Origin of the sequence: Chromobacterium alkanivorans (assembly GCF_016937655.1) — a bacterium.
GTDB lineage: Bacteria > Pseudomonadota > Gammaproteobacteria > Burkholderiales > Chromobacteriaceae > Chromobacterium > Chromobacterium alkanivorans.
On the sequence record NZ_JAFHKL010000001.1, the window covers coordinates 678,194 to 703,336 of the forward strand.

Sequence of the window (25,143 nt, forward strand, 5' to 3'; positions counted from 1 at the left end):
GGAATCCTCAACCATCCTTGATGAAGAGAAGGATGCGTTCGTAAAAACCGGACAAACTCATAGTCGGTGTGGGGTCTGGTGATGAAAAAAAACGCTCCCGGCCAGGCCGGGAGCGGAGGTGGCTCAGGCGGCGATCAAGGCGTCGGCGTCGGAGCCGGCCTTGTCCTCCATGTCCACGATCTGGGCCAGCTTGGCGGCGAAGACTTCGCGCAGCTGTTCCCAGTAGGCGTCGAAGTCCTCGGCCTTGCGCAGGAAGTGGGTCATCACCGCGGCGCGCAGGATGTAGACGCTTTCCACCTTGTCCCATTCGGCGCGGCTGAAGCCGCGGCTGGCCACGTAGTGCCACGGGGTGTCGCCGTACTCTTCCACCGACAGCGAGGTGGAGGAGGTCAGGAAGTCGTTGGTGTAGGTGCGGCCGGAAGCGTAGGAGCAGATCTCGTACATCTTCTTGTTCAGCCGGTTGTGGTCTTCCAGGCTGTCGTTGCCGATTTCCTTGAAGGTGAAGTTCACCATGTGGAAGTCCGGATGCATGATGGGCCGCACTTCGAACTTGCGGCGGCCGACGGTCAAGGGCTTGGCGTCGGCCAGGCGCTGGGCGAACCAGTCGGCGGTGACGATGCCGCGGCCGATCACCTTGCCGTAGCCGCCGATGTTCAGCGGCACCAGGCGGTGGGCCGCCCAGACCGCGGCGGCGGTGGCGCCGGCCTTGGAGCCTTCCATGATGGAGGAGCCCAGCACCACCTTGGTGTCGGCGCCTTCGGCCTCGTCCACTTCTTCGAACACATAGGCCGCGTGGTAGGAGATCAGGTCGACGATGCGCTTGTCCTTCATGCACACGGCGCCGGCCGCGTACTGGATGTAGCCCACCTTGTGCGGGTCCACGGTGATGGAGTCCGCTTCCGCCATCGCCTTGAAGCCTTCGTAGACGTCGCGCTTGGGCCAGGTCACGCCGGCCGGGATGATGTCTTCGGCGCGGTAGCGGGCCAGCAGCGCGTCGTAGTCCATGAAGCGGTTGTCTTCGTCGAGGAACATCGCGCGGACATAGCCGCCGTAGGCCGCGTCAACGTGCACGTAGAAAGAGGCGCCGTACTTCCGTTCGCATTCGGCGCGCAGCTTGATCACCTCGTCGACATGGTCGATCGAGCCTTCCTCGGTGGTGCCCACCACCGACACCATGGCCAGGATGGGGTGGCCTTCCTCGATCAGGCGGAAAGTGATCTCGCGCATCTTGGCCACGTCGGTGCGGTAGTTCTCGTCCACCGGCAGCGGCACGATGTGTTCCTGGCCGATGCCCAGCACGTCCATCGCCTTCATCCACGAATAGTGCTTGGATTGCGGCACCAGGATCTTGCCCAGCGAACCTTGCTTGATGCCGACGCCGCGGCAGGACATCGCGCGCACTTCTTCGAACAGGCCGCGCTTTTTCAATTCGTCGGTCAGGTCCAGCACCGCGCTGGGCGACAGGTTCAGCAGTTCCTTCTCGCTCTTGCCGGCCACCAGGTCGCGGGCTTTTTCATGCTGGGCGATGGCCAGCGGCATGGTTTTCAGATTGCGCGCCACCCACATGCCTTCGTAGTTGGCCACGGTGCCGCCGGAGGTGATGTGGCCCCAGCTGCGCTTGGGGTCGTAGCCGAACATCCGGCACAGGTCGAGGCCGGCTTCCACTTCCAGTTCGGTGGTGGTGGGCGAGGCTTCGTGCGCGCAGTTGTTCGGGTTGTACATCATGGTCATCACGTAGGCCAGATTGGACACCATCAGCGTGTCCGCATTCATGTGGCCGAGGTAGCGCGGCGAGAACCAGGGCACCGAGGTGTTCTTCAGCTTGGAGGACAGCTGGCGCAGGATGCCTTCGGTGCGGTACAGGGTCTGGCGGAAATCGCCGGCGTGTTGCTCCACCGGGGTGACCAGCGCCGGGTCTTCCGGGTGGAAGTCCGCGCGCCAGTGCAGGTGTTCGGACACGGCGTATTCCATCATTTCCTTGAAGAACACGCGGTTTTCGGATTTGGGGCCGATGAACAGGGCATCGACATTAAGCGGGGAGGAATTGGGAGTGTTCATAACGGGTTAACCTTGTGATTGACGGATGCGTAAGCGGCTCATTTGCCTTCGGCGGGACGAGCTTTGCTGGCGGGAGAGGTGCGCGGCGCGACGCCGGCGGAGCGGGCGTGCTTGGCTTTTTGGCCGTAGGCGTACACCAGGAAGGGAATCACCAGCATGACGGCGAGGCCGATGAGCTGGAATTGCAGGTAGTCATGGGCGGAGCCATGGAAGCTGCCAGGCGGGATGAAGCCCAAGTAGCCGGCCAGCAGCGAGATGGCGATGCCCAGGCCGGAGCAGATCCACATGCCCGCCTTGCCGCCGGGAACGCGGAAGCTGCGTTCCACGTCCGGGCGCTTGTAGCGCAGGTAGATGGCGGCGGAGAACATGAACAGATAGGCCACCAGATAAACCAGGCCGGTCAGACCCATCAGCATGAAGTAGAAGTTGTCCACGTTCGGCATCACGGTGATCAGCACGCCGACGACGGTGATGGCCGCCGCCTGGATCAGCACCAGAGTCACCGGCACGCCGTGGCGGTTGGTGGTCTGCAGGAATTTGGGCAAGGCGCCGGAGTCGGCGGTGGCCTGCAGGCCGCGCACCGGGCCCAGCACCCAGGAGTTCACCTGCCCCACCAGGCCCAGGCCGATGCACAGGCCCATGACCGGCGCCAGCCAGCCCATGCCCCATTGATTGAAATAGAGCTCGAAGGCCTGCATCAGGCCGGCGGTCATCGAGATTTTTTCCTTGGGGATGGCGATGAAGATCGCGGCGGAGCCGATTACCGACAGCAACACCATGATCACCGACACCAGGATGATGGCGATCGGATAATTGCGGCGCGCATCCTTGATGGAGGACACGTTGGACGCGGACACTTCCATGCCCATCACCACGAAGATGAAGCCGATGAACAGGCCGAGCGTGCCGCTGTCGCTAAAGCTGGGCACCAGGTTGTTCCAGCTCCAGGACACGTCGGTCATGATCGGGTGGCCGCCGGCCAGATAGGCGATGCCGCAGCCGATCAGCACCACGCCGGGCAGGAACACGCCCAGGCTCACGCAGATGGTGGACACCCAGCCCAGGGTTTTCACCCCGCGCATGTTCACCAGGGTGCAGGCCCACCAGATGCCCAGAATCATCGCCAGCATGTAGAGCTTGTTGCTGGCGAGCGCCGGGTCGAACACATAGGCGAAGGTGGCGGCGATGATCATGATGATGGAGGTCATGCCGAACACCATCTGTATCCACTGCATCCAGACGGCGACGAAGCCCATGCGCTCGCCGAAGGCCTCGCGCACCCAGATGAACAGGCCGCCGTCCTGCGGCCAGGCGGTGGCCAGTTCGGCCGATACCAGCGCGGTGGGCACCAGGAACAGCAGCGCGGCCGCCAAGGTCAGGAAAATCGTCATCATCCCCGGTTGCGCCGTCATCGGCAGCGTGCGGACGCTGACGACCACGGCGGCGGTGATCATGACGAAGGCGAAGACGCTGATCTTGGGGGGCGCCTTATCTATTGTCGTCATTTTTCATCTCCATCGAACAAAATAATAAAAACGTTCAAACATAAAATTTCGAAAATCTTATTTATTTCGTGATGTTTGGTGTTTGATGAAAGTCAATATTAGGAAAATTCAATAATCGATAATTCAAATGGAATTATTTGGAGAGTACGGCAAAGCCTTGCCGGAAAAGGCTTTCCGGGCATTTGGCCGCTGCGGCGCCGTCAAGGCGGACGCGGGCCGGAGCAGGGGGGACGGCGTGCTTGGCAGGCGTTCATGCTCTCGCGAGCGGGTGCGGGGCCGGGGGCGGCGGCATAAAAGGCGGAAGGCGCGGGCGCAGGAAGGACGTGTCCGGCCCGGCGGGATCGAACGCGATGGACAACGCGGCGCCGCTCACGCCCGGTGAGGCGGAGCATGGCGCGAGGGGATGGCTAGGGAGAGGGGGGAAGGCGGCGACGGCGCGAGCAGGCGCGCCGCCGCAGAGGCTAAAGGTTTACAGGGCCTGGGACGGGTTCATGCCTTTGGGCAGCAGCATCCACAGATTGCCTTGCTGCTTCATCCTGCCGGCGTACATGCCGGCTTCGGTGCCGTAGCCCCAGAAGAAGTCGGCGCGCACCGCGCCCTTGATCGCGCTGCCGGTGTCCTGGGCGTGCACCAGCCGCGTCAGCGGCTGGGTGGAGTGGGGCCAGGTGGTGACCAGATAGACCGGCGCGCCCAGCGGGATGTAGCGCGGATCTACCGCGATGCTGTAGCCGCCGGTCAGCGGCACGCCCAGCGCCCCCATCGGCCCGCCGTTGTCGCCGGGCAGGGTTTTGAAGAACACATAGCTGGGATTCACCGCAAATAATTCCTGCCGGCGTTGCGGGTTGCGCGCCAGCCAATCCTTGATGCCCTGCATCGACGCGTCGCCCATGGTCAGCTCGCCCTTGTCCACCAGCCACTTGCCTATCGACTGGTAGCCGTAGCCGTTTTGCTCGGCGTAGCCGATGTGGATGAAGCTGCCGTCGTCCAGCTGGATGCGGCCCGAGCCTTGCACCTGCAGGAAGAACAATTCCACCGGATCTTCGACCCAGGCCAGAATGGGCGCGTTGGCCACGCCCTTGCCCTGATTGATTTCGGCGCGGGTGTAATAAGGCAGCAGGCGTTTGCCGTCCAGCCTGCCTTTCAGCCGCGTGCCGCGATTGTCGGCGGGAAAGTCGGCGGGACGGAGTTCAATGTCGCCGGCCGCGCTCAGCGTCAGCCGGTTGGGGCCGCTGCGGCGCGCCGTCAGGCTGGATTTGCCGCGGGCGGAGGCCGGGACGTCCACGCTGTAGAAGTCCGCCGGGATGCCGTATACCGGCCAGGGGGTGCGTTCGCTGCGCGTCCGGCTGCCGCTGAGCAGCGGCTCGTAATAACCGGTGATCAGGCCGCTGTCGCGGCCGCCGTCGTTGACCTTCCAGGCGGCGAAACGGTTTTCGAAGAACTGGCGCACCGCCTGCGCGTTGTCGGCGGAGATGCCGTCGGCCTGCCGGCACACTTCGGTCCAGCCGGGTTTTCTGGCAATGGCCTTGCAGCTTTGCTTCAACGCGACGAGGGTGTCGCCCAGTTCTTGCTGGCTCCAGGCTGGCAGCGAGGTCGGCGCGCCGCTTTCCCGCGCCGCGCCGCCCGGCTTGCCGGGCGGACTGGAGGTGGAGCAGGCGGCCAGGCCGACGACGAGCAGTAATAACAGCCATTTTCTAAACATGCGGTAGGTTCTCTGAAACGGGGCTAGGGCAGCGACGCGCTGCGAGTCGGTCTGATTCTACGCTGGGACGCGCATGACGGGGCGATGACGGCCGCGGCGCTTGTTGCGGCGGCGCCAACGGGCGGAACGCTCATGCACGTTGTCATGGACCGGCAACAAAATTGAAAAGTTTCCTCGCTAGTATGCGGTAAAACATTCGCGCTGAAGCTTGGGCTTGAGCGCATGCAGGCCATATCACTGGAGAATCTGATGAAACGTTTTTGCATCCGCGCCTTGTTGTTGACCACCTTGTTGTCCGCCGGCCTGCCGGCGTACGCCGAGCAGACCCCGCCGACCGATGAGGAACTGGCCGCCAGCGTGCAGCAGGCCTTGAACGGCGACGCCGAACTGCAGGCGCTGGGCTTGAAGGTGAGCAGCAAAAAGAGCGAGGTGACGATTGAGGGCGGCATGACCGACGACCAGCAAATGTTCAAAGCGGGACAGATTGCCGAAAAAGTGCCGGGCGTGAAGTTCGTCATCAACAATATGGTGCAGAAAAACTAGGCGGGAATGGTTTTGCACGTCGGCTGGGCCGGCGACATGGAAGGGCGCTGCGGCGCCCTTTCGTCATTTTCACCGCAAGCGTTTTCGCCAGGAATTTAAGATTAATCCGATTGTGGCGTATTCCCTAATTGAGAAAAATGCGAGGAGTTGCCGGCTGAGGGCCGTTCCGAAGGCATGAGCCGGCAAGGTTTTCCAATCCGCAGCATGGATCGCTCGCCGCTCCACTGCGAAGCACCGGACACGACTCATGGAATACGCATCCGCACTCGGCAAGAGGCTTTCCCACCGCATGATGCTGCAACCGGCGGAGCAGGTGGACAAACTGATTTCACGGCTGGAGGGCGCGGATGAGGCCAAGCTGGTGTATTGGGACGAGCGCAGTCAGCGCTTGCGCGCCTTGAGCCCGCATTCGCGCCGCGGCCAGCAGTTGCTGGCGCGCGGCCTGCAATCGCCCCAGGTGGTGGGCGTGTTCGACGGCTACGCCAGTTATCAGGACATCTACCAGGCCTTCCAGCAAACGCTGGCCGATTTGGAGCTCAGCTGAGCCAGGCCTAGACGCGTTCCAGCTCCAGCAATTCCGCCATGGTCTGGCGACGACGGATCAGGCGGCTGGACGCGCCGTCGATCAGGGCCTCGGCCAGCAGCGGCCGGCTATTGTAGTTCGACGACATGGTGGCGCCGTAAGCGCCGGCGTCGTGAAACACCAGCAGATCCCCTACCTGAGCGTCCGGCAGCGGACGGCTTTCCACCACGCCGCCTTCCTGTTGAGTGAAGACGTCTCCCGACTCGCACAAGGGCCCTGCCACCACGCAGGGCGCGCGCTCGCCGGATTTTTCCGCGCCGTCCGCGCTCAGGACGGTGATGTCGTGATGACTGCCGTACATGGCCGGGCGCATCAAATCGTTGAACCCCGCGTCCACCAACACGAAACGCCGGCTGCCCATGGTTTTGACCGCTCTGACCTCGGAGATCAGGGCGCCGGACTCCGCCACCAGGAAGCGGCCGGGTTCGATTTCCAGCCGCACCGGATGTCCCAGATGCGCGGCGATCCGCCGCCGCGCCTCGTCCCATAGCTCGAAGTAATGCGCGGTGTCGATGCGCGCGTCGCCGTCGCGGTAGGGAATGGACAGGCCGCCGCCGGCGGAGATCGCCTCGATGTCGTGGCCCAGCTCGGTCGCCAGCTTGACCATGGCGCCGCAAACCTGTTGCAGATGGCCGTAATCGACGCCCGAACCGATGTGCATGTGCAGGCCGACCAGGCGCAGGCCGAACTGGCGGATCACCGCCAGCGCGTCGGAAACCTGCTCATGCCAGATGCCGTGCTTGCTGTTCTCGCCGCCGGTATTGGTTTTCTGGCTATGGCCGTGGCCGAAGCCGGGATTGACGCGCAGCCAGACGCGATGGCCGGGAGAAGCCGCGCCCAGCTGGCGCAGCATGTCGATGGAGCCGGCGTTGACCGCGATGCCCGCGGCCGCCACCCGCTCCAGCGTGGCGCGGTCCAGCACGTCGGCGGTAAAGACGATGTCGGAGGGTTCGGCGGAGTCGGCCTGGTAGCCGGCGGCCAGCGCGCGTTCGATTTCGCCCAGAGACACCGCGTCCACCTTGACGCCTTGTTCCCGCATCAAGCCGAGGATGTGGATGTTGGAGTTGGCTTTTTGCGCGTAGCGGATCACGTCGAAGCGCTTCAGCTCGGCGATGCGCTGGCGGATGGTGTCGGCGTGGTAAACCCAGAGCGGGCTGCCGTATTGGCGGGCGAGTCCGGTCAGTTGGCGGGCGTCAAAGCATTTCATGGCGTGGCGATGGCTAGGGGTGGCAGACAGAAGCATCATGGCGCGCGTCGCGGCAAAAATAAAATATCAAATTATCGACAGCTCTTTCATTTATGATATGGATTGCCAAGGCAGAGGCGGCTGGCGCGCCGCCCATCGGGAAGGGAAGACGGGATGGAAATCAGTCTGCGCCATATCGAAGTGTTTCGCGCGGTGATGACCACCGGCAGCGTCACCGAGGCGGCCGCCTTGCTGCGCACTTCGCAGCCCACGGTCAGCCGCGAACTGGCGCGCTGCGAACAATTGCTGGGCATGCGCTTGTTCGAACGCAGCCGCGGCCGACTGCGGCCAAGCGCGCAAGGCTTGCAGTTGTTCGAGGAGGTGCAGCGCAGCTATCAGGGCCTGGAGCGCATCGTCAGCAGCGCGGCGGCGATTCGCCAGTTCGAGCAAGGGCAATTGTCGATCGCCTGCTTGCCGGTGTTCGCGCAATCGCTGCTGCCGGCGGTGTGCCGGCATTTTCTGTCGCAAGCGCCGGGCATCAGCCTGAACATCGCGCCGCAGGAATCGCCGTTGCTGGAAGAGTGGCTGGCGGCGCAGCGCCATGACCTGGGCTTGAGCGAGAGCGCGCACGCGCCGGCCGGGACGAGGGTGGAGCCTCTGCTGCTGGCGGACGAACTGTGCGTGTTGCCGGAAGGGCACCGTCTATTGGGCAAGGCGGTGCTGGCGCCCGAGGATTTCGAGGGCGAGGCCTTCATCAGCCTGGCGGCGACCGACAGCTATCGGCAACAGCTGGACCAAGTGTTCGCCGAGCGGGGGATTCGGCGGCGCATGGTGGTGGAGACGCATAGCGCCGCCTCGGTGTGCGCGATGGTGCGGCAGGGGATAGGCGTGGCCGTGGTCAATCCGCTGACCGCGCTGGATTACGCCGACCATGGGCTGGCGACGCGGCGCTTCGGCGTCTCCATCCCGTTCGCGGTCAATCTGGTGAGGCCGCTGCACCGACCGGCCTCGCCGTTGCTGGAGCGCTTTGTCGACAGCCTGAAGGCCGAACTGGCCGCGATCGGCCGGCGCTTGGCCGGAGCTTAGTCGCGCAGCGCCACCACCACCCGCTTGTTGCGCGTGCCCTTGCTTTCAATCTTCTTCACCACGACCGGACCGATCTCGCCGGTGCTGCGCACATGGGTGCCGCCGCAGGGCTGCAGATCGACGCCCTCGATATGGATCAGCCGGATTTCCGGCAGATGCAGCGGCGGCGTCACCGACATGGTCTTGATCAGCTCCGGCTGCCGCTGCAGCGCCTCGCCGCTGCTCATTTCGACGCGCACCGCGCGGTCTTCCGCCACCAGCCGGTTCAGCTCGCTTTCGATGTGTTCGCGGTCCAGCTCCATGCCCTCGGGCAGGTCGAAATCCAGGCGGCCGGATTCCGCGCTCAGATTGCCGCCGGTGACGCCGGCCTTGATCACCACCGACAACAAATGCAGACAGGTGTGAATGCGCATGTGGCGATGGCGGCGTTCCCAGTCCAGTTCCAGGGTGACCGGCGTGCCGGCGGCGAGCCGCGGCGCGTCGGCGGGCAGCAGGTGGACGATGGCGCGCGTTTCGCGATCGCGCCGGGTATCGCTGACTGCACAGCCGCCGCCGTCCCAGCTCAGCGCGGCGCTGTCGCCGGGCTGGCCGCCGCCCAGCGGGTAGCACAGCGTGTCCTCCAGCACCAGGCCGGCGTCGTCGTGCCGCGCCACGCGGGTTTCCAGACGGGTTTGATAGGGATCGATGTAAAAGCGCTCTGCCATGCGGTGATTCCTTTTCGGGCTATGCTGGGAAGGCCGGCGGCGTTTGTCGCCGCCGGGGGCGATGACTTTGAGAATGCTGTCGCCGGCTGTGTATTTCAAGAGACAGCGCCGGGGAAAAGTCATGGCAACAGCTTGTCGCAGCAGCGTTTAGCGCAGATAATCGCCGCCTTTTTCCGCTTTCTTTTCCCTGTGCCCTCATGACCATTCGCCATAATCTGGAACATTACAATCCGCCGCCGGACACCGGCCTAGACGTGATCTACGCCGACGAGGCCTTGTTGGTGCTGAACAAGCCCTCCGGCTTGCTGTCGGTGCCGGGACGCGGCGAGGACAAGGCGGATTGCCTGATCAGCCGCGCGCAGCGGGCCTATCCGGACGCGCTGACCGTGCACAGGCTGGATATGGCGACGTCCGGCCTGGTGGTGATGGGGCGCGGCGCCAGCATGCAGCGCGAGCTGTCGATCGCCTTCATGGACCGCAAGGTGGACAAACGCTATCTGGCGGTGGTGGACGGCATCGTCGAACAGAACAGCGGCACCGTGGATCTGCCGCTGATCATAGACTGGCCCAACCGTCCGCGTCAGAAGGTGGATTTCGAACACGGCAAGCAGGCCATCACCCATTACCGGGTGGTGCTGCGGGACGGCTTGCGCCAGACCAGCCGGGTGGAGCTGGAGCCCTTGACCGGCCGCGCCCATCAGCTGCGCATGCATATGTTGCATCTGGGCCATCCCATTCTGGGCGACGACATCTACGCGCCGGAGGAGGTGCTGGCGAAAGCGGAGCGCTTGTTGCTGCACGCGGAGCGCTTGACCCTGCGCCACCCTATCACGCGCGAGGAAATGGAGTTCGTCGCCAAGGCGCCGTTTTGAGCGCTTGTTCCATGTTTTCCTCCAGCGCGGCTTGACCGCGGAATCCCAAGGGTTCCGCCGCGTCGACACCGCCCCGGCTTCGCTATCGAAGCCGGGGCGGTGTCGCATTCGGACGGCCGCCGCCGTGGTCTTCCCCGCCCGCCGTCCCGGCCATTCAGCCATGCCGGCGGTTTTTTCTGCTGCGAAATCTTGGCTTGCCCTGCCAGCCTGTGCATACTCCTTCCTTGATCTGAAGCAAGAACTCCCTAAACAAGCGTGTTGCCGCCAGGACGCTTGTTTAGTGATTTCTGCCTTGTAAGGATCTTGTCATGTTAAGTCGCAATTCCGCATTGCCCAGCATCGTCGTCGTCGGCGGCGGCGCCGGCGGCCTGGAGCTCGCCACCCGACTGGGACGCACCTTGGGCGCGCAGCACAAGGCCCGCGTCGTGTTGGTAGACGGCTCGCCCACCCACATCTGGAAACCGCTGCTGCACGAGGTGGCCACCGGCGCGCTCAACACCGGCGAGGACGAGGTCAATTACTTCGCCCACGGTTATCGCAACGGCTACGAGTTCGAGTTCGGCTATATGCAGTCGCTGGACACCGAGCGGCGCTGCATCCAGCTTGCCGAAGTGCTCGACGCCGGCGGCGAGCGGCTGAGCCCGCCGCGCGAAGTGCCCTACGACTGGCTGGTGCTGGCGGTGGGCGCGGAGGCGAACGACTTCGGCACGCCCGGCGTCGGCGAGCACGCGATGTTCCTGAACACGCCCAACGACGCGGAGAAGCTGCGCCACCGGGTGCTGGAGCTGGCCTTCCGCTGCAGCAGCGGCCAGCAGCCGCTGGCCAAGCTCGGCATCGCCATCGTCGGCGGCGGCGCCACCGGCGTCGAACTGGCGGCGGAGCTGAACCACACCCTGTGCGAACTGCACCACTACGGCGCGCGCCTGCAGCCGGAGCGGGTGGAAATCAGCGTGATCGAAGGCGCGGACCGCATCCTGGCCGCCGCGCCGCCGTCCTTGTCCGCCTACGCCCAGGAGCAATTGGCCGCGCGCAACATCAAAGTGCTGACCGGCAGCCGGGTGGCGGCGGTGCGCGCCGACGGCGTGGAGCTGCAGGGCGGCGACAAGGTGGCGGCCGACATCACCGTCTGGGCCGCCGGCGTCAAGGCGCCGACCTGGCTGGCCGGCCTGGGAGGCTTGCAGACCAACCGCATCAACCAGCTGCAGGTGGACAAGTGGCTGCGCTGCCAGGGCGCCGCTTGCGTTTATGCGCTGGGCGATTGCGCCGAGGCGCCGGACGGCGACAGCGGCCGCAATCTGTCGGCCACCGCCCAGGTGGCCCACCAGCAGGCGCGTTGGCTGGCGGACGAATTGAGCCGGCGCGTGGCCGGCCGTCAGGGCAAGCCCTTCGTCTTCAAACCGCAGGGCATGCTGGTGTCGCTGGGCAAGCACAGCGCGGTGGGCAGCCTGGCGGCGGTGGTGGGGCCCAAGCGCGACTACTATGTGGAGGGCCTCGGCGCCAAGCTGATCTACAGCTCGCTGTACCGCATGCACCAGGCGGCGGTGCACGGCTGGGTGCTGGCCACTCTGCTCTATGTCGGCGACAAGCTGCGCCGCGCCGCGCGGCCGTCCTTGAAGCTGCACTGAGCCGGCCCAAGCCGACGCGCCAAGCCCACCCGCGCGGTGGGCTTTTTTGCGGGCGCGGCTTGACCGGGCGGCGGTTTGCGGACATCTTGTTTGCCATTTGCATATTCGGGGGCGGAAATGGCGCAAGCTTCAGGTCTGGAGATCGACGCCTGGCTGGATCAGCGGCCGCTGGGCGGGTTTCAGCGCCGGCTGCTGCTGATCTGCGGCTTGCTGATGATTCTGGACGGGTTCGACGTGCAGGCCATGGCCTATGTCGCGCCGGCGCTGCTGGCGGACTGGGGCATGGCCAAGCCGGCCTTGGGGCCGGTGTTCAGCGCCGGTTTGCTGGGCTTGCTGCTGGGCGCTCTGCTGTTCAGCCCGCTGGCGGACCGCTTCGGCCGCCGGGTCTTGCTGCTGCTGTGCACCTTGTGGTTCGGCCTGGGCATGCTGGCCACCGCCTTCGCCGCCACGCTGGAGCAGTTGCTGTGGCTGCGCTTCCTGACCGGCTTGGGATTGGGCGGCATCATGCCGAACGCGATGGCGCTGGCCGGCGAGTACAGCCCGCGCCGGCGCCGGGTCAGCATGATGATGCTGATTTCCTGCGGCTTCACCGTCGGCGCGCTGTTGGGCGGCTTGCTGGCGGCCTGGCTGGTGCCCGCCCACGGCTGGCGCGCGGTGTTCGCGGTCGGCGGCGTCGCGCCGCTGCTGCTGGCGTTGTGGATGTGGCGGCAATTGCCGGAGTCCTTGCAGTTTCTGTTGTCGCGGCAGCGGCGCGAACAGGCGCTGGCCTGGCTGCGGCGCATGGACCCGGCGATGAGCGGGACGGCGGCGTCCAGCCTGACGCTGCGCGAACCCGTCGCCGCCGCGTCGTTGCCGCACTTGTTTCAGGCCGGCCGCGCGCGGCTGACGCTGACCTTGTGGGCGCTCAGCTTTCTGAACCTGCTCCTGCTCTATTTCCTGTCCAACTGGATGCCGGCCTTGGCGCGGGACGCCGGGCTGGACACGCGGAGCGCCATCCTCGCCGGCGCCGCGCTGCAACTGGGCGGCGTGGCCGGCACCTTGCTGCTGGGTGTCTGGATAGACCGGCTGGGTTTCTTGCGGGTGATGCTGCCGAGCTTCGCGCTGGCGGCGGCGGCCGTGGCCATGCTGGGCCAGTTGGGCGCGCAGCAGGCCGGCCTGTTCGGCCTCTTGTTCGCCGCCGGTTTTTGCGTGGTGGGCGGCCAGCCGGCGATCAACGCCCTGGCGGCCAACGCCTATCCCACCTCCTTGCGCGCCACCGGCGTGGGCTGGAGCCTGGGCGTCGGCAGGGCGGGCTCGGTGTTGGGGCCGTGGCTGGGCGGGGAGTTGCTGCGCCAGGACTGGAGCCTGGCCAGCCTGTTCCTGCTGGCGGCGGCGCCGGCCTTGCTGGCCGCCTGCCTGGTGTGGAGCTGCCCGCAGGCGGCGCGGACGGCCGCCGGCTGAGTCAGATCGCCAGCAGCGCGGCGACGACGCGGCGGTCTTCCGCCAGCAGGATGTTGAAGGTGCGGCAGGCGGCCTGGGTGTCCATGGTTTCCACGCCGATGCCGGCGTTGGCCAGCGCGGCGGACAGGCGCGGGTGGCAGAAGCGCAGACTCTTGCCGGTGCCGAACAGCACTACTTCCGGCCGCAGCGCCAGCAGCGCGCTGAAATGGCTTTCCTGCAAATCCTCGAAAGCGGCCACCGGCCAGGGCGCCACGCTGTCCGCGGAGACGATCAGATTGCCTTCGTGGCGCTGGGCGTTGATCAGAACATGGCCGTCGCCATAGCCGGTGAACAAGTTGCGGCCTTGCCCCAGCGATTGCTGCATTTTCATATGAGTGAATTCCCGATTGCGAGCGCTGCGGCGGACGGCCTTTTCCGGGCGCGAATTAAGCTGCTGCAGTGCATCAGAGATTGGGATAGGATTATAACTCGACCCCGCCGCTGATTGCCGCCACAACGTCAACGTGGTCATCGCTTCAGCGGGGACATCCAAAGAGATCAGATGAAAGAACACAAACCGCGCCGCCAGGGCAAGACCGCCGTCTCCGGCGGGCGGCAAGCCACGGAAACCATTGTCGTCATGCAGCCAGTCCATAAATCGCAAAAACTCGCCAACGTTTGTTACGACATCCGCGGTCCGGTGCTAGAGCACGCCAAGAAGATGGAAGACGAAGGCCATCGCATCATCAAGCTGAACATCGGCAACCCGGCGCCGTTCGGTTTCTTCGCGCCGGACGAAATCATCGAGGACGTGATCGTCAACCTGCCGTCCGCCTCCGGCTACTCCGATTCCAAGGGCCTGTTCGCCGCGCGCAAGGCGATCATGCACTACGCCCAGCAAAAACAGCTGCCCAATGTGGGCATGGACGACATCATCGTCGGCAACGGCGTGTCCGAGCTGATCGTGATGGCGATGCAGGCTCTGCTGGACAACGGCGACGAAGTGCTGGTGCCGGCGCCGGACTACCCGCTGTGGACCGCCGGCGTCAGCCTGGCCGGCGGCAAGGCGGTGCACTATCTGTGCGATGAAGAGCAGGGCTGGTTCCCCAGCATCGACGACATCCGCGCCAAGATCACCCCCTCCACCCGCGCCATCGTGGTGATCAATCCCAACAATCCCACCGGCGCGGTCTACCCGCCGGCGCTGCTCAAGCAGATCGTGGAAGTGGCGCGCCAGCACCAGCTGATCATCTACGCAGACGAAATCTACGACAAGGTGCTGTACGACGAGGTCAAGCACACCTCGATCGCCTCCCTGGCGCCGGATCTGTTCGTGGTCACCTTCAACGGCCTGTCCAAGAACTACCGCGCCTGCGGCTACCGCGCCGGCTGGATGATCCTGTCCGGCGAGAAGAAACACGCCAAGGACTATATCGAAGGCCTGAACATGCTGGCCTCGATGCGCTTGTGCGCCAACGTGCCGGCGCAGTTCGCGATCCAGACCGCCTTGGGCGGCTACCAGAGCATAGACGACCTGGTGGCGCCGGGCGGCCGCCTCGCGCGCCAGCGCGACCTGGCGCACAAGCTGCTGACCGACATTCCGGGCGTCAGCTGCGTCAAGCCGCAGGGCGCGCTCTACCTGTTCCCCAAGCTGGACCCCAAGGTTTACCCGATAGGCGACGACCAGCAATTCATTCTGGAGCTGCTGCAGGAGGAAAAGGTGTTGCTGGTGCAGGGCTCAGGGTTTAACTGGATTGCGCCCGATCACTTCCGCGTGGTATTCCTTCCCAACTCGGATGATTTGGTGGAGGCCATCGGCCGCATCGCGCGTTTCCTGGAAAATTACCGCAAGCGCCACGGCGGCGAAGTCTGACGCCAGGGCGGTTTGAGACGGCGGACGGGGGCGACGGCCCCCGTCTTGCCATCAGGTCTTCCTTGTCAGCGGATACGGTCCGTTGACAAGGAAAACTTGGGACACGCGCCGGCGGCGGCCAGGCGGTGCGGCTCTTGATCAGGGCCGGCCGCCGCGGGCAGGGACAGAATACTAGAGACAGGGAGCAGACAATGAAACCGATCAATATCGGCCTATTGGGCGTGGGGACTGTGGGTGGCGGCACCGCCACCGTTCTCAAACGCAACGCCGAGGAAATCAGCCGCCGCGCCGGCCGTCAGATCCGCCTGCTGCAGGCGGCCAACCGCAATCAGGCCCGCGCGCAATCGCTGCTGGGCCCGGACGTGGAAGTGGTGGCCGACGCGCTGCAGGTGGTGAACAATCCCGACGTCGACATCGTGGTGGAACTGATAGGCGGCGACACCGCGGCCAAGGAACTGGTGCTCCAGGCCATCGCCAACGGCAAGCACGTGGTCACCGCCAACAAGAAGCTGCTGGCGCTGCACGGCACCGAGATCTTCGCCCGCGCTCAGGAAAAGGGCGTGATGGTGGCCTTCGAGGCCGCGGTGGCCGGCGGCATCCCCATCATCAAGGCGCTGCGCGAAGGGCTGTCCGCCAACCGCATCGAGTGGATCGCCGGCATCATCAACGGCACCTCCAACTTCATCCTGACCGAGATGCGCGACAAGGGCGCGAGCTTCGCCGAAGTGCTGGCCGAGGCGCAGCAGCTGGGCTACGCCGAAGCCGACCCCACTTTCGACATCGAAGGCCATGACGCCGGCCACAAGCTGACCATCATGGCGGCGCTGGCCTTCGGCATCCCGATGCAGTTCGACCGCTGTTACCTGGAAGGCATCAGCAAGCTGGAAGGGCGCGACATCAAGTACGCCGAGGAACTGGGCTACCGCGTCAAGCTGCTGGGCCTGACCCGCCGCACCGCCGCCGGCGTCGAATTGCGCGTGCACCCGACGCTGATCCCGGCGCGCCAGCTGATCGCCAACGTCAACGGCGTGATGAACGCGGTGCTGGCCAAGGGCGACGCGGTGGGGCCGACCTTGTACTACGGCGCCGGCGCCGGCGCGCTGCCCACCGCCTCCGCGGTGGTGGCGGACATCGTCGACGTGACCCGTCTGCTGACGGCGGACCCGGAACACCGCGTGCCGCACCTGGCCTTCCAGCCGGACCAGCTGCAGAACCTGCCCATCCTGCCGATTTCCGACGTGGTCAGCTCCTACTACCTGCGCATCGGCGCCGCCGACCGCGCCGGCGTGCTGGCCAACATCACCCGCCTGCTGGCGGAGAACGGCATCTCGATCGAGGCGGTGATCCAGAAAGGCTCGGTGTCCGACGGCACCGCCGAGGTGGTGATCCTGACCCATCGCGTGCAGGAACAGGCGATAGACCGCGCCATCGCCGGCATCGAAGCGCTGGAAAGCATCACCGGCAAAGTGGTGCGCCTGCGCATGGAAGAGCTGAATGATTAAACGCTGGCTGACCGGCCTCGGCGCCGGTCTGATCCTGGCGAGCGCCGGGGCGACGCCCTTGTCCCCCGGCCAGCACAGCCTGTTGCAGGGCTTCTTGATGCGCGGCTGCGTCAAGCGCACGCCGGCCTCGGACGGCGTCGGACAGCGCTCGTCGGAACAAGTGCAGAAGTATTGCCAGTGCGCCAGCGAACATCTGGCCGGCCGCTTTTCCTCCGAAGAGGTGATGGGCGTGCTGACCGGCCAGATCAAGAAAGACGACCCGCGCGGCAAACAGCGGATGAAGGACGCGTCCGCCGCCTGCGCCCAATATCTGGAAACCCCCTGATGCGTTATATCAGCACCCGCGGCGGCATGGCCCCGCAATCGTTCAGCGACATTCTGCTGATGGGCCTGGCGCCCGACGGCGGCCTGGTGTTGCCGGAAAGCTATCCGCGGATCGGCCGCGAGCAGCTGGACGCCTGGCGCGGCCTGTCCTACGCCGAACTGGCCTTTGAAATCATCCGCCTGTTCGCCACCGACATTCCGGAGGACGATCTCAAATCCATCGTCGAGCGCACCTATACCCGCGCGGCCTTCGGCAGCGAAGAGATCACGCCGCTGAAGCGGCTGCACGACGGCCTGGCCATCCTGGAACTGTCCAACGGCCCGACGCTGGCCTTCAAGGACATGGCGATGCAGTTGCTGGGCAATCTGTTCGAATACGTGCTGGCCAGGAAGGGCGAACGCCTGAACATCCTGGGCGCCACCTCGGGCGACACCGGCAGCGCCGCCGAGTACGCGATGCGCGGCAAGGCCGGCATCCAGGTGTTCATGCTCAGCCCGGACGGCCTGATGAGTCCGTTCCAGCGCGCGCAGATGTACAGCCTGCACGACGCCAACATCCACAATATCGCGATCCAGGGCATGTTCGACGATTGCCAGGACATCGTGAAGGCGGTGCAGAACGACCACGCCTTCAAGGCGAGCCACAAGATAGGCACCGTCAACTCCATCAACTGGGCGCGCGTGGTGGCCCAGGTGGTGTACTACTTCAAGGGCTATTTCAACGCCACGGCGAGCAATGAGGAGAAGGTCAGCTTCTGCGTGCCGTCCGGCAACTTCGGCAATGTCTGCGCCGGCCACATCGCGCGTCAGATGGGCCTGCCTGTCGAGCGCCTGATGGTGGCCACCAACGAGAACGACGTGCTGGACGAGTTCTTCCGCAGCGGCGCCTATCGCCCGCGCGGCGCGGCCAACACCTACGTCACCTCCAGCCCGTCGATGGATATTTCCAAGGCGTCCAACTTCGAGCGCTTCGTGTTCGATCTGCTGGGGCGCGACCCCGAGGCCTTGAGCGCGCTGTGGCGCCAAGTGGACGCCGGAACCGGCTTCACGCTGACCTCCGAGCAGACCGCCGCCGCCGCCGAGGTTTTCGGCTTCGTCTCCGGCAAGAGCGATCACGCCGACCGGCTGGCCACCATTCGCCAGCTGGACCGCGAAGACGGCGTGGTGGTGGACACCCATACCGCCGACGGCGTCAAGGTGGCGCGCGAGCTGCGCCGCCCCGGCGAAACCGTGGTCTGCCTGGAAACCGCCTTGCCGGCCAAGTTCGCCGCCACCATCCGCGAGGCGCTGGACCGCGATCCGCCGCGGCCGGCCGGTTTCGACGGCCTGGAGGATCTGCCGCAGAAAGTGACGGTGTTCCCGGCGGACGCCGGCGAGGTCAAGGCCTTCATCGAACGCAGTTTGAGCTGACGCGCGTCGGACGAAAAAACGGCCCCCAGGGGCCGTTTTTTTTTGCGCGGAGGCCTTAGAGCCTGTTTACGATCTCGCGAGCTAGAGCGAGACAAGGCGAAAACGAGCGAAAAAGCGGAGGGCACACACGGCACATGCGCATTTCGAGCTTGTTTTTAACGCCGCTTTCTATCCATCCCGCCGACGCGCCGCGGATCGTAAACAGGTTCTTAGAAAGTCAGCGCCATGCCGACATTGCCTGAGGTCTGGCTGCTGCCGCTGCGGCCGCTGACGGCGCTGAGCTGGCCGAACATCGACACGCTCTTGCTCAACTGCGCGCTGAGGCCGGCGGTCCATTCCAGCCAGTCCGCCTTGGGCTTGCCCAGCTTGACGCTGTAATCGCCCGACGTGGTGGCCAGGCCGGCGGTGACCACGCGGTCGTCGCGTTTGAACTCGTGAGCGTAGCTCAGTTTGGCGTAGGGGCTGAAACGGCCGATGTCGGCCTCCAGTTGCCAGCCGACGCGGGCCACCAGCGAGGTGCCGTTTTGCGCGTTGAAGGCCATGCTGCTGCTGTTGCCGCCTTGCTCGGTGAAGCCGTTGACCTTGACGTGGGCGTAGTCCAGGCCGGCGATGGGGCCGGCACGGTAGGCGCCCAGCGGCATCAGATAGCCGCCGGCTACGCGCATGCCGTACTGGCTCTGGCGCGCGCTGCCGTTCAGCGCGATCCGGGCCGCGCCCAGCGAGACCTGGCGACGGGTGTCGATGTCGCCGGAACCGATATGGGCGTCGCCGTCCAGCCAGAACCGTTCCTGCTGGTAGCTGAACAAGGCGCTCATCAGCGTGCTGTGGTCGTCGACGCTGCCCGGCGTGGCGATGCCGTTGATGTCGGTCTTGCCGTTCTGGCGCGACATCGCCAGCCCCAGGCTCAGCGCCGGGCTGACCTGGAAGTCCAGGCCCAGCGTGTACAGCTGTCCTTGCGGTTTGGCGGACAGGGCGTCGTAGCCGACCTTGTCGTCGTTGAAGGCGCCGCTGACGAAGGCGCTGACCGCGCCGACCTCGCGCTTCCGCGCGCGGATGGCCTGGTAGCGGCTGTCCAGCGCGCCGCCCAGCTGGCGGGCGTTGTTCAGCGCGGACTCCGGCAGCGCGCCGGCGAAATAGGGCGCTTGCAGCAGATCGTAGACGTACTCGGCGATCATCGCGTGGGCGGCGGGGGTGGGGTGCAGCGCGTCGCTGAACAGATAGCTCTGCGCGGGAAGGATGTTCGCGGGGCAGCTGATCGCGGATTGGGGGCAGGAAGAACCCAGCACATTGGTGAAACCGTATCTCGCCGGATCGGCCAGCACCTCCTGAAACAGCAGCGAGATATTGGCGCGGACAATGCCGTGTTGCCGGCCGCTGCTTAGCAGCGCGTTATCCACCAGCGCGTTGTAGCCGTTGCTCAATGTTTGCAATCCGGCGGCGGCGGTGTTGTAGCTTGCGGTGAGGGTGGTGACGGAGTCGGGCTGGCCGATGGCGGCGTTGGCCGCGGCGAGCGCCTGCTGGATCACGGCGTTTTGATTGCCGGAGGTGGAGGCGTTGCTGCTCAGCACCTGCCAGGCGGCGCCGACGGCCTGAGTGACGTAGTTGCTCAGCGCGGTTCCGCTCAAGCCGTTCGTCATGCCTACCTTGGTGGCCACGCCCTGGACTGTCTGGTAAATCACGGCGGGAGTGGAGGCCAGGTTGGGGACATTGGGCACGATGATGGTCTGGGCGCCCGCGCTCTGCAATTGGCCGATCAAAGAGCTGGTCGAATTGGCTGAGCTCATCAGCAGTTTGGTAGCGCTCGTTTGAGTGGGGTCCGCAGTGATGGTGCCGGCGGCGGCGGCAATGTCGTTGCCCCCGATCCAGACTGAATAAACGGCGTTGGGGTTCGCTTTGCCGCCGCTGGCGGCCAGGTAGGCGCTGATTTGCTGCGGCAGCTCCTGAATGGCGGTGGTTTTGTCCGGGCCGAATTGTTCGACCGAGCCATTGGCGCCGGTGGTGCCGGGAAAGACGGTGATGTCGCCGTAGAGCTGCGCCACGGCGCCGCCTTGGGCGTAGTTGTTGCCGCTTGGGCTCGCGTTCGGATTGCTTGAGTTGTTGGCGATGGATTTCAAACCGTAGCGCGCTGCCAGCGCGTCGGTCCAGTTGGCTCCGTTGCCGGTGGTCCAGCGAGCGTTGCCGGGCAGGCCGCCAAGCCCGCCGAAAGCCCCGACGTCGGAAAGACTGTCCCCGAAGAAATAGAAATTGCTATAGGCGCTGGCGGCGGCCGGCATCGCCAGCAGAGTGGCCACGGCCAGCGTGTTCAGGCGTTTACGCATTTGGAATGTCCCCTTCCGGATAAAACTTTGGTTTTATTTGAATTTAGATTTAAGAGTCTAAGCTCTATTCAAACGATTATTTTAATTTATGCATCGCATTGTCAATAGCGGGCGCGGGCTGCAGCCTCGGGCCCGCTTGCGCTAGAATGCGGGAATGCGACGTTTACTACTTTGGATGATGTGCTGCGCCTGGAGCGTGGCGGCATCGGCCGCGGGCATGCAGGACCTGGGGCGGCTGGAGGCCTTGGCCGGCGACTTTCTCAAGCACGAACTGTCGATGCGGCCCGCCACTTGGACGCTGGGGCAGTTGGACCGCAAGCTGGCGGTGCCGGCCTGCGCGCAAGCCAAGGCGGATTGGGCGACGCCCGGCGTCACCACCGGCTCCACCTTCGTCGCGGTGTCCTGCCCGGAGCTGGGCTGGGCCTTGCGGATTCCGGTGCGGATCAATGAAAAGAAAATGGGGGTGGCCTTGAGCCGCGCCGTGGCGGCCGGCGAGGTGCTGAGCGCCGCCGACGTGCGCCTGGTCGACGTGGCCAATCCCAGCCTGGCGCGCAATGTGCTGGACGACCTGCAGCAGGCGATAGGCAAGACCATGCGCTCCGGCGCGCCGGCCGGCGCCTGGCTGCGCAGCTTCATGGTGCGCGCGCCCTATTTGGTGAGCAGCAATCAGCGGGTGAAAGTGGTGGCCTCGGGCGAGGGCTTCGCCGCGGCGGCCGACGGACTGGCGATAGGCAACGCCGCCGAAGGCGAGCAAGTGTCGGTGCGCATGGCTTCCGGGCGGGTGGTACGCGGACAAGTTCAGGCGGACGGCAGCGTGATGGTGATATATTGAGACGGTTCGCCGTCGGACCGACGCGCCGGCCGCGGCGCGCGCGGGCGGATAATTCCGAGAAAGTCTTCAAGATATTGTTTTTCCGTCCGATAATAGAGGTAATCCAGGTTCCCTTTGGGAAGGCCATGCCATGAAAGTAGATAACTCGGGCAAGCTGTCAGCAAGCTACAGCACCCAGAACAAGGCGGTGCCGCGCGACGCGGCCGCCAACGCCAACCCTGCCGCCAGTGGATCCGACAGCGTGACGATCAACCCTTTGGCCAGCCGCCTGAGCGCGGTGGAAAGCAAGGTCAGCGGCGATTCCGGCTTCGACGCCGGCAAGGTGGCCGCGATCAAGTCGGCGATCGCCGCCGGCACGTTCAACGTCAATCCGGAGAAGATCGCCGACGGCTTGATCGCCTCCACCAAGGAATTGTTGGCGCGCTAAGCGCGCGCAGTTGAGAGTCAGGCATGAACGTTGTTGAAGAATTCTGCCAGCTGTGCCGGGACGAGACTGCGCTCGTTGCCCGGCTGATCGTGTTGCTGGAGCAGGAACAGAAGGTGCTGGTGCAAGGCCATGACGTCCAGCTGGACGCCTTGGCCGAGAGCAAGAGCGGCGTGCTGGACCAACTGGCCGTCAGCGCCGCCCAGCGCGGCGAGTTGATGCGTCGGATCGGCGTGCAGGACAGCGAGACGGTCTACATCTGGCTGGCGGACAAACCGGAAGCCAGCCTGGCCTGGACCGGGCTGGAAGAGGCGATCCAGCGCGCGCAGAGCATCAATCAGCTCAACGGCAGCTTCATCGATCAGCGCCTGTCGCTGGTGGAGGGCGCGCTGAACACCTTGCGCGACGCCGCCGCGTCCACCGTGGGCTACGACAAGGCCGGCCAGTTGCCGGAACTGGCGACCGGGCGGCGCTTTCTCGGCTCCGCCTGAGATTCAGCAAAAGCCCCGCCGGCGGGACGTTGAAAACATTCGTGGCATGTCCATAGCGAGAGAGCGCCGTTGCGGCGCTCTTGGCGTTTTCACCGCGCCGCGGCCGGTTTTAGAGTCTATTCTCAAGGAGCAGTGGGAATGCCTGGGCCTTTATGGTATCTTCCTCTCCGGGCCTGAGAAAACCACTATCCGGAACCAATGACCCTGATTTCCTTGATTATCGCTCTGGCACTGGAGCAGTTGCGGCCGCTGGGCAACCGCAATCGCGTCTGGCTGCTGTTCACCCGCTACGCCAATCATTTGGAACGCAATCTGAATGCCGGCTCCAACCGTCATGGCGTGTTGGCGTGGTCGTTGGCGATCGTGCCGGCCGTCTTGCTCAGCTTGCTGATCTATTACGCGCTGCACGCCTTGAGTCCGATTCTGGCGATGTTGTGGAATGTCCTGGTCTTGTATCTGACCATGGGCTTCCGCCACTTCTCCAGCGCGTTCTCCGAGATCTCCCTGGCCTTGGCCGAGGGGCGGGATCTGGACGCGCGCACCGCGCTGGCGAACTGGACCGGTCAGGGCACCGCTGAATTGTCGGTTGAGGAGATTTCTCGGCTGGCGATCGAGCAGGGGGTGGTGGACAGCTACCGCCACGTGTTCGGCACCATGTTCTGGTTCGTGCTGTTGCCGGGTCCGGCCGGCGCGCTGTTGTACCGTCTCTGTTCTATGCTGAATCAGAAATGGGGCAACCGCGACGCGGAGGAGGATCCGTTCGGTCGTTTCTCGGCCAGCGCCGCAGCTTGGCTGGACTGGATCCCGGTGCGTTTGACCGCCGCCAGCTTCGCCATCATGGGCGATTTCGAGGATGCGGTGTATTGCTGGCGCTCCCAGGCCAAAACATGGGGGAACTACGCCAACGGCATTCTGCTGGCTTCGGCCGCGGGTGCGATCGGCGTGAAATTGGGCGATCCGCTCAGACAGGATTACTCCATACGCTTCCGGCCCGAACTGGGCTTGGGCGACGAAGCGGACCCCAACTACCTGAAAAGCGCAGTTGGCCTGGTCTGGCGTTCCGCCTTGCTATGGTTGGCCGTAATCCTGCTGCTCAGCGTCGCAAGCCACATGGGCTGACGACCCAACGCCGCCGTCCGGGCGGCGTTGCCTTGTCCGTTCGTGTCATTTGAATACGGGGGCGTGTTGGCGCGTGCGCGCAACAGGCCCCGCGAGTTTTGCAGGAGTGTTGTCCATGCTGTTTTCCGAACTCGGGTTGTCTCCCGAGATTCTGCGCGCCATCGAAGAACAGGGCTATTCCCAGCCCACCCCGATTCAGGAAAAGGCGATTCCTCTGGTTCTGTCCAGCCGCGATTTGCTGGCCGCCGCCCAAACCGGCACCGGCAAGACCGCGGCCTTCATGCTGCCGATTCTCGAGCGCTTGAAGAAATACGCGAACACCAGCGTGTCGCCGGCGATGCATCCGCTGCGCGCCCTGGTGCTGTCGCCTACCCGCGAATTGGCGGATCAGATCGGCGTCAACGTCAAAACCTACACCAAGTATCTGCCGCTGCGCGCCACCACGGTGTTCGGCGGGGTCAATATGGACCCGCAGACTCAGGAATTGCGCCGCGGCGTGGAAATCCTGATCGCCACGCCAGGCCGCTTGCTCGACCACATCCAGCAGAAGACGATTCAGCTGAACAAGGTGGAAGTGCTGGTGCTGGACGAAGGCGACCGCATGCTGGACATGGGCTTCATCCAGGACATCCGCAAGATCATGGGCATGCTGCCCAAGGAGCGCCAGACCCTGCTGTTCTCCGCGACCTTCGCGCCGGAGATCAAGCGCCTGGCTTCCGATTTCATGAAGTCGCCGCAGACGGTGGAGGTGGCGCGTCAGAACGCCACCAACGACCAGGTCGAGCAGATCGTCTACTCGGTGGACGCTTTCAAGAAGCGTCATTTGCTGACCCATCTGATCAAGTCTCGCGACATGAGCCAGGTCATCGTGTTCTGTAAGACCAAGCTCAGCGCGGACCGACTGGCGCGCGAATTGCAGCGCGACGGCCTGCAAGCCGAAGCCATTCACGGCGACAAGGCCCAGGGCGCGCGTCTGGAAACACTGGCGGCGTTCAAGGAAGGCAAGCTGCGCGTGCTGGTGGCGACCGATGTCGCCGCCCGCGGCCTGGATGTGACCGAACTGCCTTACGTGGTCAACTTCGAGCTGCCGAACGCGCCGGAAGACTATGTGCACCGGATTGGCCGCACCGGCCGCGCCGGCGCCAAGGGCGTGGCGATCTCGCTGATGTCCCCGGAAGAAACCCGCCAGCACGAGTCCATCGAGAAGCTGACCAAGCTGACGCTGACGCCGCAGACCGTCGACGGCTTCCGCCCGTCCTGGATGGCGCGTCCCAATGAGCGCGAACGGGAGCGCGAACGCGAACGCGAACGCGCGCCGGCTCCGTCCAAGCCGGAGGCTTCGGTGCTGGCCGGCTCCACCGAGGGCGTGAAAAAGCCGATGAACAGCCGCCGCAGCCGCAAGGCGAAGCGGGAAGTGCCGGCGCTGCTGCTGCCGCCGCGCTACAAGGTGGAAATCATTCGCTGATTGCGCGGATGCCCAAGGAACGGTCCCGGAAGGGGCCGTTTTTTTATGGGCGTCGCCGGCACTTCCCGGCGGCGGCGGGGTCGGACTTCAGGGTGAACGGCTAGC

The 25,143-nt window shown here is 65.0% G+C and carries 22 protein-coding genes; 15 read left to right on the forward strand and 7 right to left on the reverse strand.

The annotated features are described in order from the left end of the window. Positions 1-123 precede the first annotated feature (123 nt). The 3 genes from JW897_RS03190 to mltA form a co-directional block, all read right to left on the reverse strand. Positions 124-2,058, reverse strand: a complete 1,935-nt coding sequence (locus JW897_RS03190) for a pyridoxal phosphate-dependent decarboxylase family protein (RefSeq protein ID WP_048414243.1) — start codon at positions 2,056-2,058, stop codon at positions 124-126. Positions 2,059-2,096: 38 nt separating this feature from the next. Further along, the gene (locus tag JW897_RS03195) at positions 2,097-3,563 is read right to left on the reverse strand and encodes an amino acid permease (RefSeq protein WP_053077349.1); all 1,467 of its coding nucleotides are present in this window, start codon (positions 3,561-3,563) and stop codon (positions 2,097-2,099) included. Between the two features lie 469 nt (positions 3,564-4,032). Further along, positions 4,033-5,262: a murein transglycosylase A gene (gene mltA / locus JW897_RS03200; protein ID WP_205465139.1), complete on the reverse strand. Its 1,230-nt coding sequence runs from the start codon at positions 5,260-5,262 to the stop codon at positions 4,033-4,035. Positions 5,263-5,511: 249 nt separating this feature from the next. Between mltA and JW897_RS03205 the strand changes: the two genes are divergently transcribed. Then, positions 5,512-5,805 (forward strand): BON domain-containing protein, encoded by a 294-nt coding sequence (locus tag JW897_RS03205; RefSeq protein ID WP_048414245.1) that lies wholly within the window; start codon positions 5,512-5,514, stop codon positions 5,803-5,805. Positions 5,806-6,052: 247 nt separating this feature from the next. Beyond that, complete coding sequence (locus tag JW897_RS03210; protein WP_156187841.1) at positions 6,053-6,349, forward strand: hypothetical protein; 297 nt, start codon at positions 6,053-6,055, stop codon at positions 6,347-6,349. 7 nt (positions 6,350-6,356) lie between these two features. Here JW897_RS03210 and lysA read toward each other — a convergent pair whose 3' ends face one another. Then, on the reverse strand, positions 6,357-7,595 hold the full coding sequence (lysA, locus tag JW897_RS03215; protein ID WP_205465140.1) for a diaminopimelate decarboxylase: 1,239 nt from the start codon (positions 7,593-7,595) through the stop codon (positions 6,357-6,359). A gap of 153 nt (positions 7,596-7,748) precedes the next feature. Here lysA and JW897_RS03220 point away from each other — a divergent pair, with 153 nt between their 5' ends. Then, positions 7,749-8,660 (forward strand): LysR family transcriptional regulator, encoded by a 912-nt coding sequence (locus JW897_RS03220; RefSeq protein WP_048414248.1) that lies wholly within the window; start codon positions 7,749-7,751, stop codon positions 8,658-8,660. Here the strand turns inward: JW897_RS03220 and JW897_RS03225 are convergent. Then, positions 8,657-9,364, reverse strand: a complete 708-nt coding sequence (locus JW897_RS03225; RefSeq protein WP_205465141.1) for an alanyl-tRNA editing protein — start codon at positions 9,362-9,364, stop codon at positions 8,657-8,659. The genes JW897_RS03220 and JW897_RS03225 overlap by 4 nt on opposite strands. 197 nt (positions 9,365-9,561) lie before the next feature. Here JW897_RS03225 and JW897_RS03230 point away from each other — a divergent pair, with 197 nt between their 5' ends. From JW897_RS03230 to JW897_RS03240, 3 genes are all read left to right on the forward strand, one after another. Continuing rightward, positions 9,562-10,236: a pseudouridine synthase gene (locus tag JW897_RS03230; protein ID WP_048414250.1), complete on the forward strand. Its 675-nt coding sequence runs from the start codon at positions 9,562-9,564 to the stop codon at positions 10,234-10,236. Positions 10,237-10,544: 308 nt separating this feature from the next. After that, positions 10,545-11,861 carry an NAD(P)/FAD-dependent oxidoreductase gene (locus JW897_RS03235; protein WP_048414251.1) on the forward strand — a complete coding sequence of 439 codons (1,317 nt, stop codon included), beginning with the start codon at positions 10,545-10,547 and terminating at the stop codon, positions 11,859-11,861. 117 nt (positions 11,862-11,978) lie between these two features. After that, on the forward strand, positions 11,979-13,301 hold the full coding sequence (locus tag JW897_RS03240) for an MFS transporter (RefSeq protein ID WP_240352046.1): 1,323 nt from the start codon (positions 11,979-11,981) through the stop codon (positions 13,299-13,301). A gap of 1 nt (position 13,302) precedes the next feature. Here JW897_RS03240 and JW897_RS03245 read toward each other — a convergent pair whose 3' ends face one another. Further along, on the reverse strand, positions 13,303-13,671 hold the full coding sequence (locus tag JW897_RS03245) for an Mth938-like domain-containing protein (protein ID WP_048414253.1): 369 nt from the start codon (positions 13,669-13,671) through the stop codon (positions 13,303-13,305). A 249-nt stretch (positions 13,672-13,920) separates the two neighbouring features. Between JW897_RS03245 and JW897_RS03250 the strand changes: the two genes are divergently transcribed. The 4 genes from JW897_RS03250 to thrC all read left to right on the forward strand — a co-directional run bounded on the left by JW897_RS03250 (position 13,921) and on the right by thrC (position 18,389). Further along, a complete protein-coding gene (locus JW897_RS03250) occupies positions 13,921-15,153 on the forward strand; it encodes a pyridoxal phosphate-dependent aminotransferase (RefSeq protein ID WP_048414355.1) in 1,233 nt (410 codons plus the stop codon). A 191-nt stretch (positions 15,154-15,344) separates the two neighbouring features. After that, positions 15,345-16,655, forward strand: coding sequence for a homoserine dehydrogenase (locus JW897_RS03255; protein WP_048414254.1), 1,311 nt, complete (start codon positions 15,345-15,347; stop codon positions 16,653-16,655). Further along, entirely contained in the window at positions 16,648-16,980 is a 333-nt protein-coding gene (locus tag JW897_RS03260; RefSeq protein WP_048414255.1) for a hypothetical protein, read from the forward strand. The genes JW897_RS03255 and JW897_RS03260 overlap by 8 nt, the downstream gene beginning before the upstream one ends. Then, positions 16,980-18,389: a threonine synthase gene (gene thrC, locus JW897_RS03265; RefSeq protein WP_205465142.1), complete on the forward strand. Its 1,410-nt coding sequence runs from the start codon at positions 16,980-16,982 to the stop codon at positions 18,387-18,389. The genes JW897_RS03260 and thrC overlap by 1 nt, the downstream gene beginning before the upstream one ends. A gap of 209 nt (positions 18,390-18,598) precedes the next feature. On the opposite strand, the gene JW897_RS03270 is transcribed toward thrC, so the two are convergent. Next, positions 18,599-20,707, reverse strand: coding sequence for an autotransporter outer membrane beta-barrel domain-containing protein (locus tag JW897_RS03270; protein WP_205465143.1), 2,109 nt, complete (start codon positions 20,705-20,707; stop codon positions 18,599-18,601). 154 nt (positions 20,708-20,861) lie between these two features. On the opposite strand from JW897_RS03270, the gene flgA reads away from it, so the two are divergent. The 5 genes from flgA (at position 20,862) to JW897_RS03295 (ending at position 25,038) form a co-directional block, all read left to right on the forward strand. Continuing rightward, on the forward strand, positions 20,862-21,539 hold the full coding sequence (flgA, locus tag JW897_RS03275; protein WP_048414258.1) for a flagellar basal body P-ring formation chaperone FlgA: 678 nt from the start codon (positions 20,862-20,864) through the stop codon (positions 21,537-21,539). 130 nt (positions 21,540-21,669) lie between these two features. Then, entirely contained in the window at positions 21,670-21,966 is a 297-nt protein-coding gene (gene flgM, locus JW897_RS03280; RefSeq protein ID WP_048414259.1) for a flagellar biosynthesis anti-sigma factor FlgM, read from the forward strand. A 23-nt stretch (positions 21,967-21,989) separates the two neighbouring features. Next, complete coding sequence (locus JW897_RS03285) at positions 21,990-22,454, forward strand: flagella synthesis protein FlgN (protein ID WP_048414260.1); 465 nt, start codon at positions 21,990-21,992, stop codon at positions 22,452-22,454. Positions 22,455-22,652: 198 nt separating this feature from the next. Next, positions 22,653-23,573, forward strand: coding sequence for a CobD/CbiB family protein (locus tag JW897_RS03290; RefSeq protein ID WP_048414261.1), 921 nt, complete (start codon positions 22,653-22,655; stop codon positions 23,571-23,573). Positions 23,574-23,682: 109 nt separating this feature from the next. Then, positions 23,683-25,038 (forward strand): DEAD/DEAH box helicase, encoded by a 1,356-nt coding sequence (locus JW897_RS03295; RefSeq protein WP_240352047.1) that lies wholly within the window; start codon positions 23,683-23,685, stop codon positions 25,036-25,038. Positions 25,039-25,143 lie beyond the last annotated feature (105 nt).

Excerpts from the sequence above, each read along its gene's own strand:
- JW897_RS03205 (WP_048414245.1), top strand. The coding sequence starts at position 5,512 with ATGAAACGTTTTTGCATCCGCGCCTTGTTGTTGACCACCTTGTTGTCC.
- mltA (WP_205465139.1), bottom strand. The coding sequence starts at position 5,262 with ATGTTTAGAAAATGGCTGTTATTACTGCTCGTCGTCGGCCTGGCCGCC.
- JW897_RS03195 (WP_053077349.1), bottom strand. The coding sequence starts at position 3,563 with ATGACGACAATAGATAAGGCGCCCCCCAAGATCAGCGTCTTCGCCTTC.
- JW897_RS03260 (WP_048414255.1), top strand. The coding sequence starts at position 16,648 with ATGATTAAACGCTGGCTGACCGGCCTCGGCGCCGGTCTGATCCTGGCG.
- JW897_RS03240 (WP_240352046.1), top strand. The coding sequence starts at position 11,979 with ATGGCGCAAGCTTCAGGTCTGGAGATCGACGCCTGGCTGGATCAGCGG.
- JW897_RS03190 (WP_048414243.1), bottom strand. The coding sequence starts at position 2,058 with ATGAACACTCCCAATTCCTCCCCGCTTAATGTCGATGCCCTGTTCATC.
- JW897_RS03210 (WP_156187841.1), top strand. The coding sequence starts at position 6,053 with ATGGAATACGCATCCGCACTCGGCAAGAGGCTTTCCCACCGCATGATG.
- JW897_RS03270 (WP_205465143.1), bottom strand. The coding sequence starts at position 20,707 with ATGCGTAAACGCCTGAACACGCTGGCCGTGGCCACTCTGCTGGCGATG.
- JW897_RS03285 (WP_048414260.1), top strand. The coding sequence starts at position 21,990 with ATGAACGTTGTTGAAGAATTCTGCCAGCTGTGCCGGGACGAGACTGCG.
- JW897_RS03245 (WP_048414253.1), bottom strand. The coding sequence starts at position 13,671 with ATGAAAATGCAGCAATCGCTGGGGCAAGGCCGCAACTTGTTCACCGGC.
- JW897_RS03230 (WP_048414250.1), top strand. The coding sequence starts at position 9,562 with ATGACCATTCGCCATAATCTGGAACATTACAATCCGCCGCCGGACACC.
- JW897_RS03290 (WP_048414261.1), top strand. The coding sequence starts at position 22,653 with ATGACCCTGATTTCCTTGATTATCGCTCTGGCACTGGAGCAGTTGCGG.
- JW897_RS03255 (WP_048414254.1), top strand. The coding sequence starts at position 15,345 with ATGAAACCGATCAATATCGGCCTATTGGGCGTGGGGACTGTGGGTGGC.
- flgM (WP_048414259.1), top strand. The coding sequence starts at position 21,670 with ATGAAAGTAGATAACTCGGGCAAGCTGTCAGCAAGCTACAGCACCCAG.
- flgA (WP_048414258.1), top strand. The coding sequence starts at position 20,862 with ATGCGACGTTTACTACTTTGGATGATGTGCTGCGCCTGGAGCGTGGCG.
- thrC (WP_205465142.1), top strand. The coding sequence starts at position 16,980 with ATGCGTTATATCAGCACCCGCGGCGGCATGGCCCCGCAATCGTTCAGC.
- lysA (WP_205465140.1), bottom strand. The coding sequence starts at position 7,595 with ATGAAATGCTTTGACGCCCGCCAACTGACCGGACTCGCCCGCCAATAC.
- JW897_RS03225 (WP_205465141.1), bottom strand. The coding sequence starts at position 9,364 with ATGGCAGAGCGCTTTTACATCGATCCCTATCAAACCCGTCTGGAAACC.
- JW897_RS03250 (WP_048414355.1), top strand. The coding sequence starts at position 13,921 with ATGCAGCCAGTCCATAAATCGCAAAAACTCGCCAACGTTTGTTACGAC.
- JW897_RS03220 (WP_048414248.1), top strand. The coding sequence starts at position 7,749 with ATGGAAATCAGTCTGCGCCATATCGAAGTGTTTCGCGCGGTGATGACC.
- JW897_RS03235 (WP_048414251.1), top strand. The coding sequence starts at position 10,545 with ATGTTAAGTCGCAATTCCGCATTGCCCAGCATCGTCGTCGTCGGCGGC.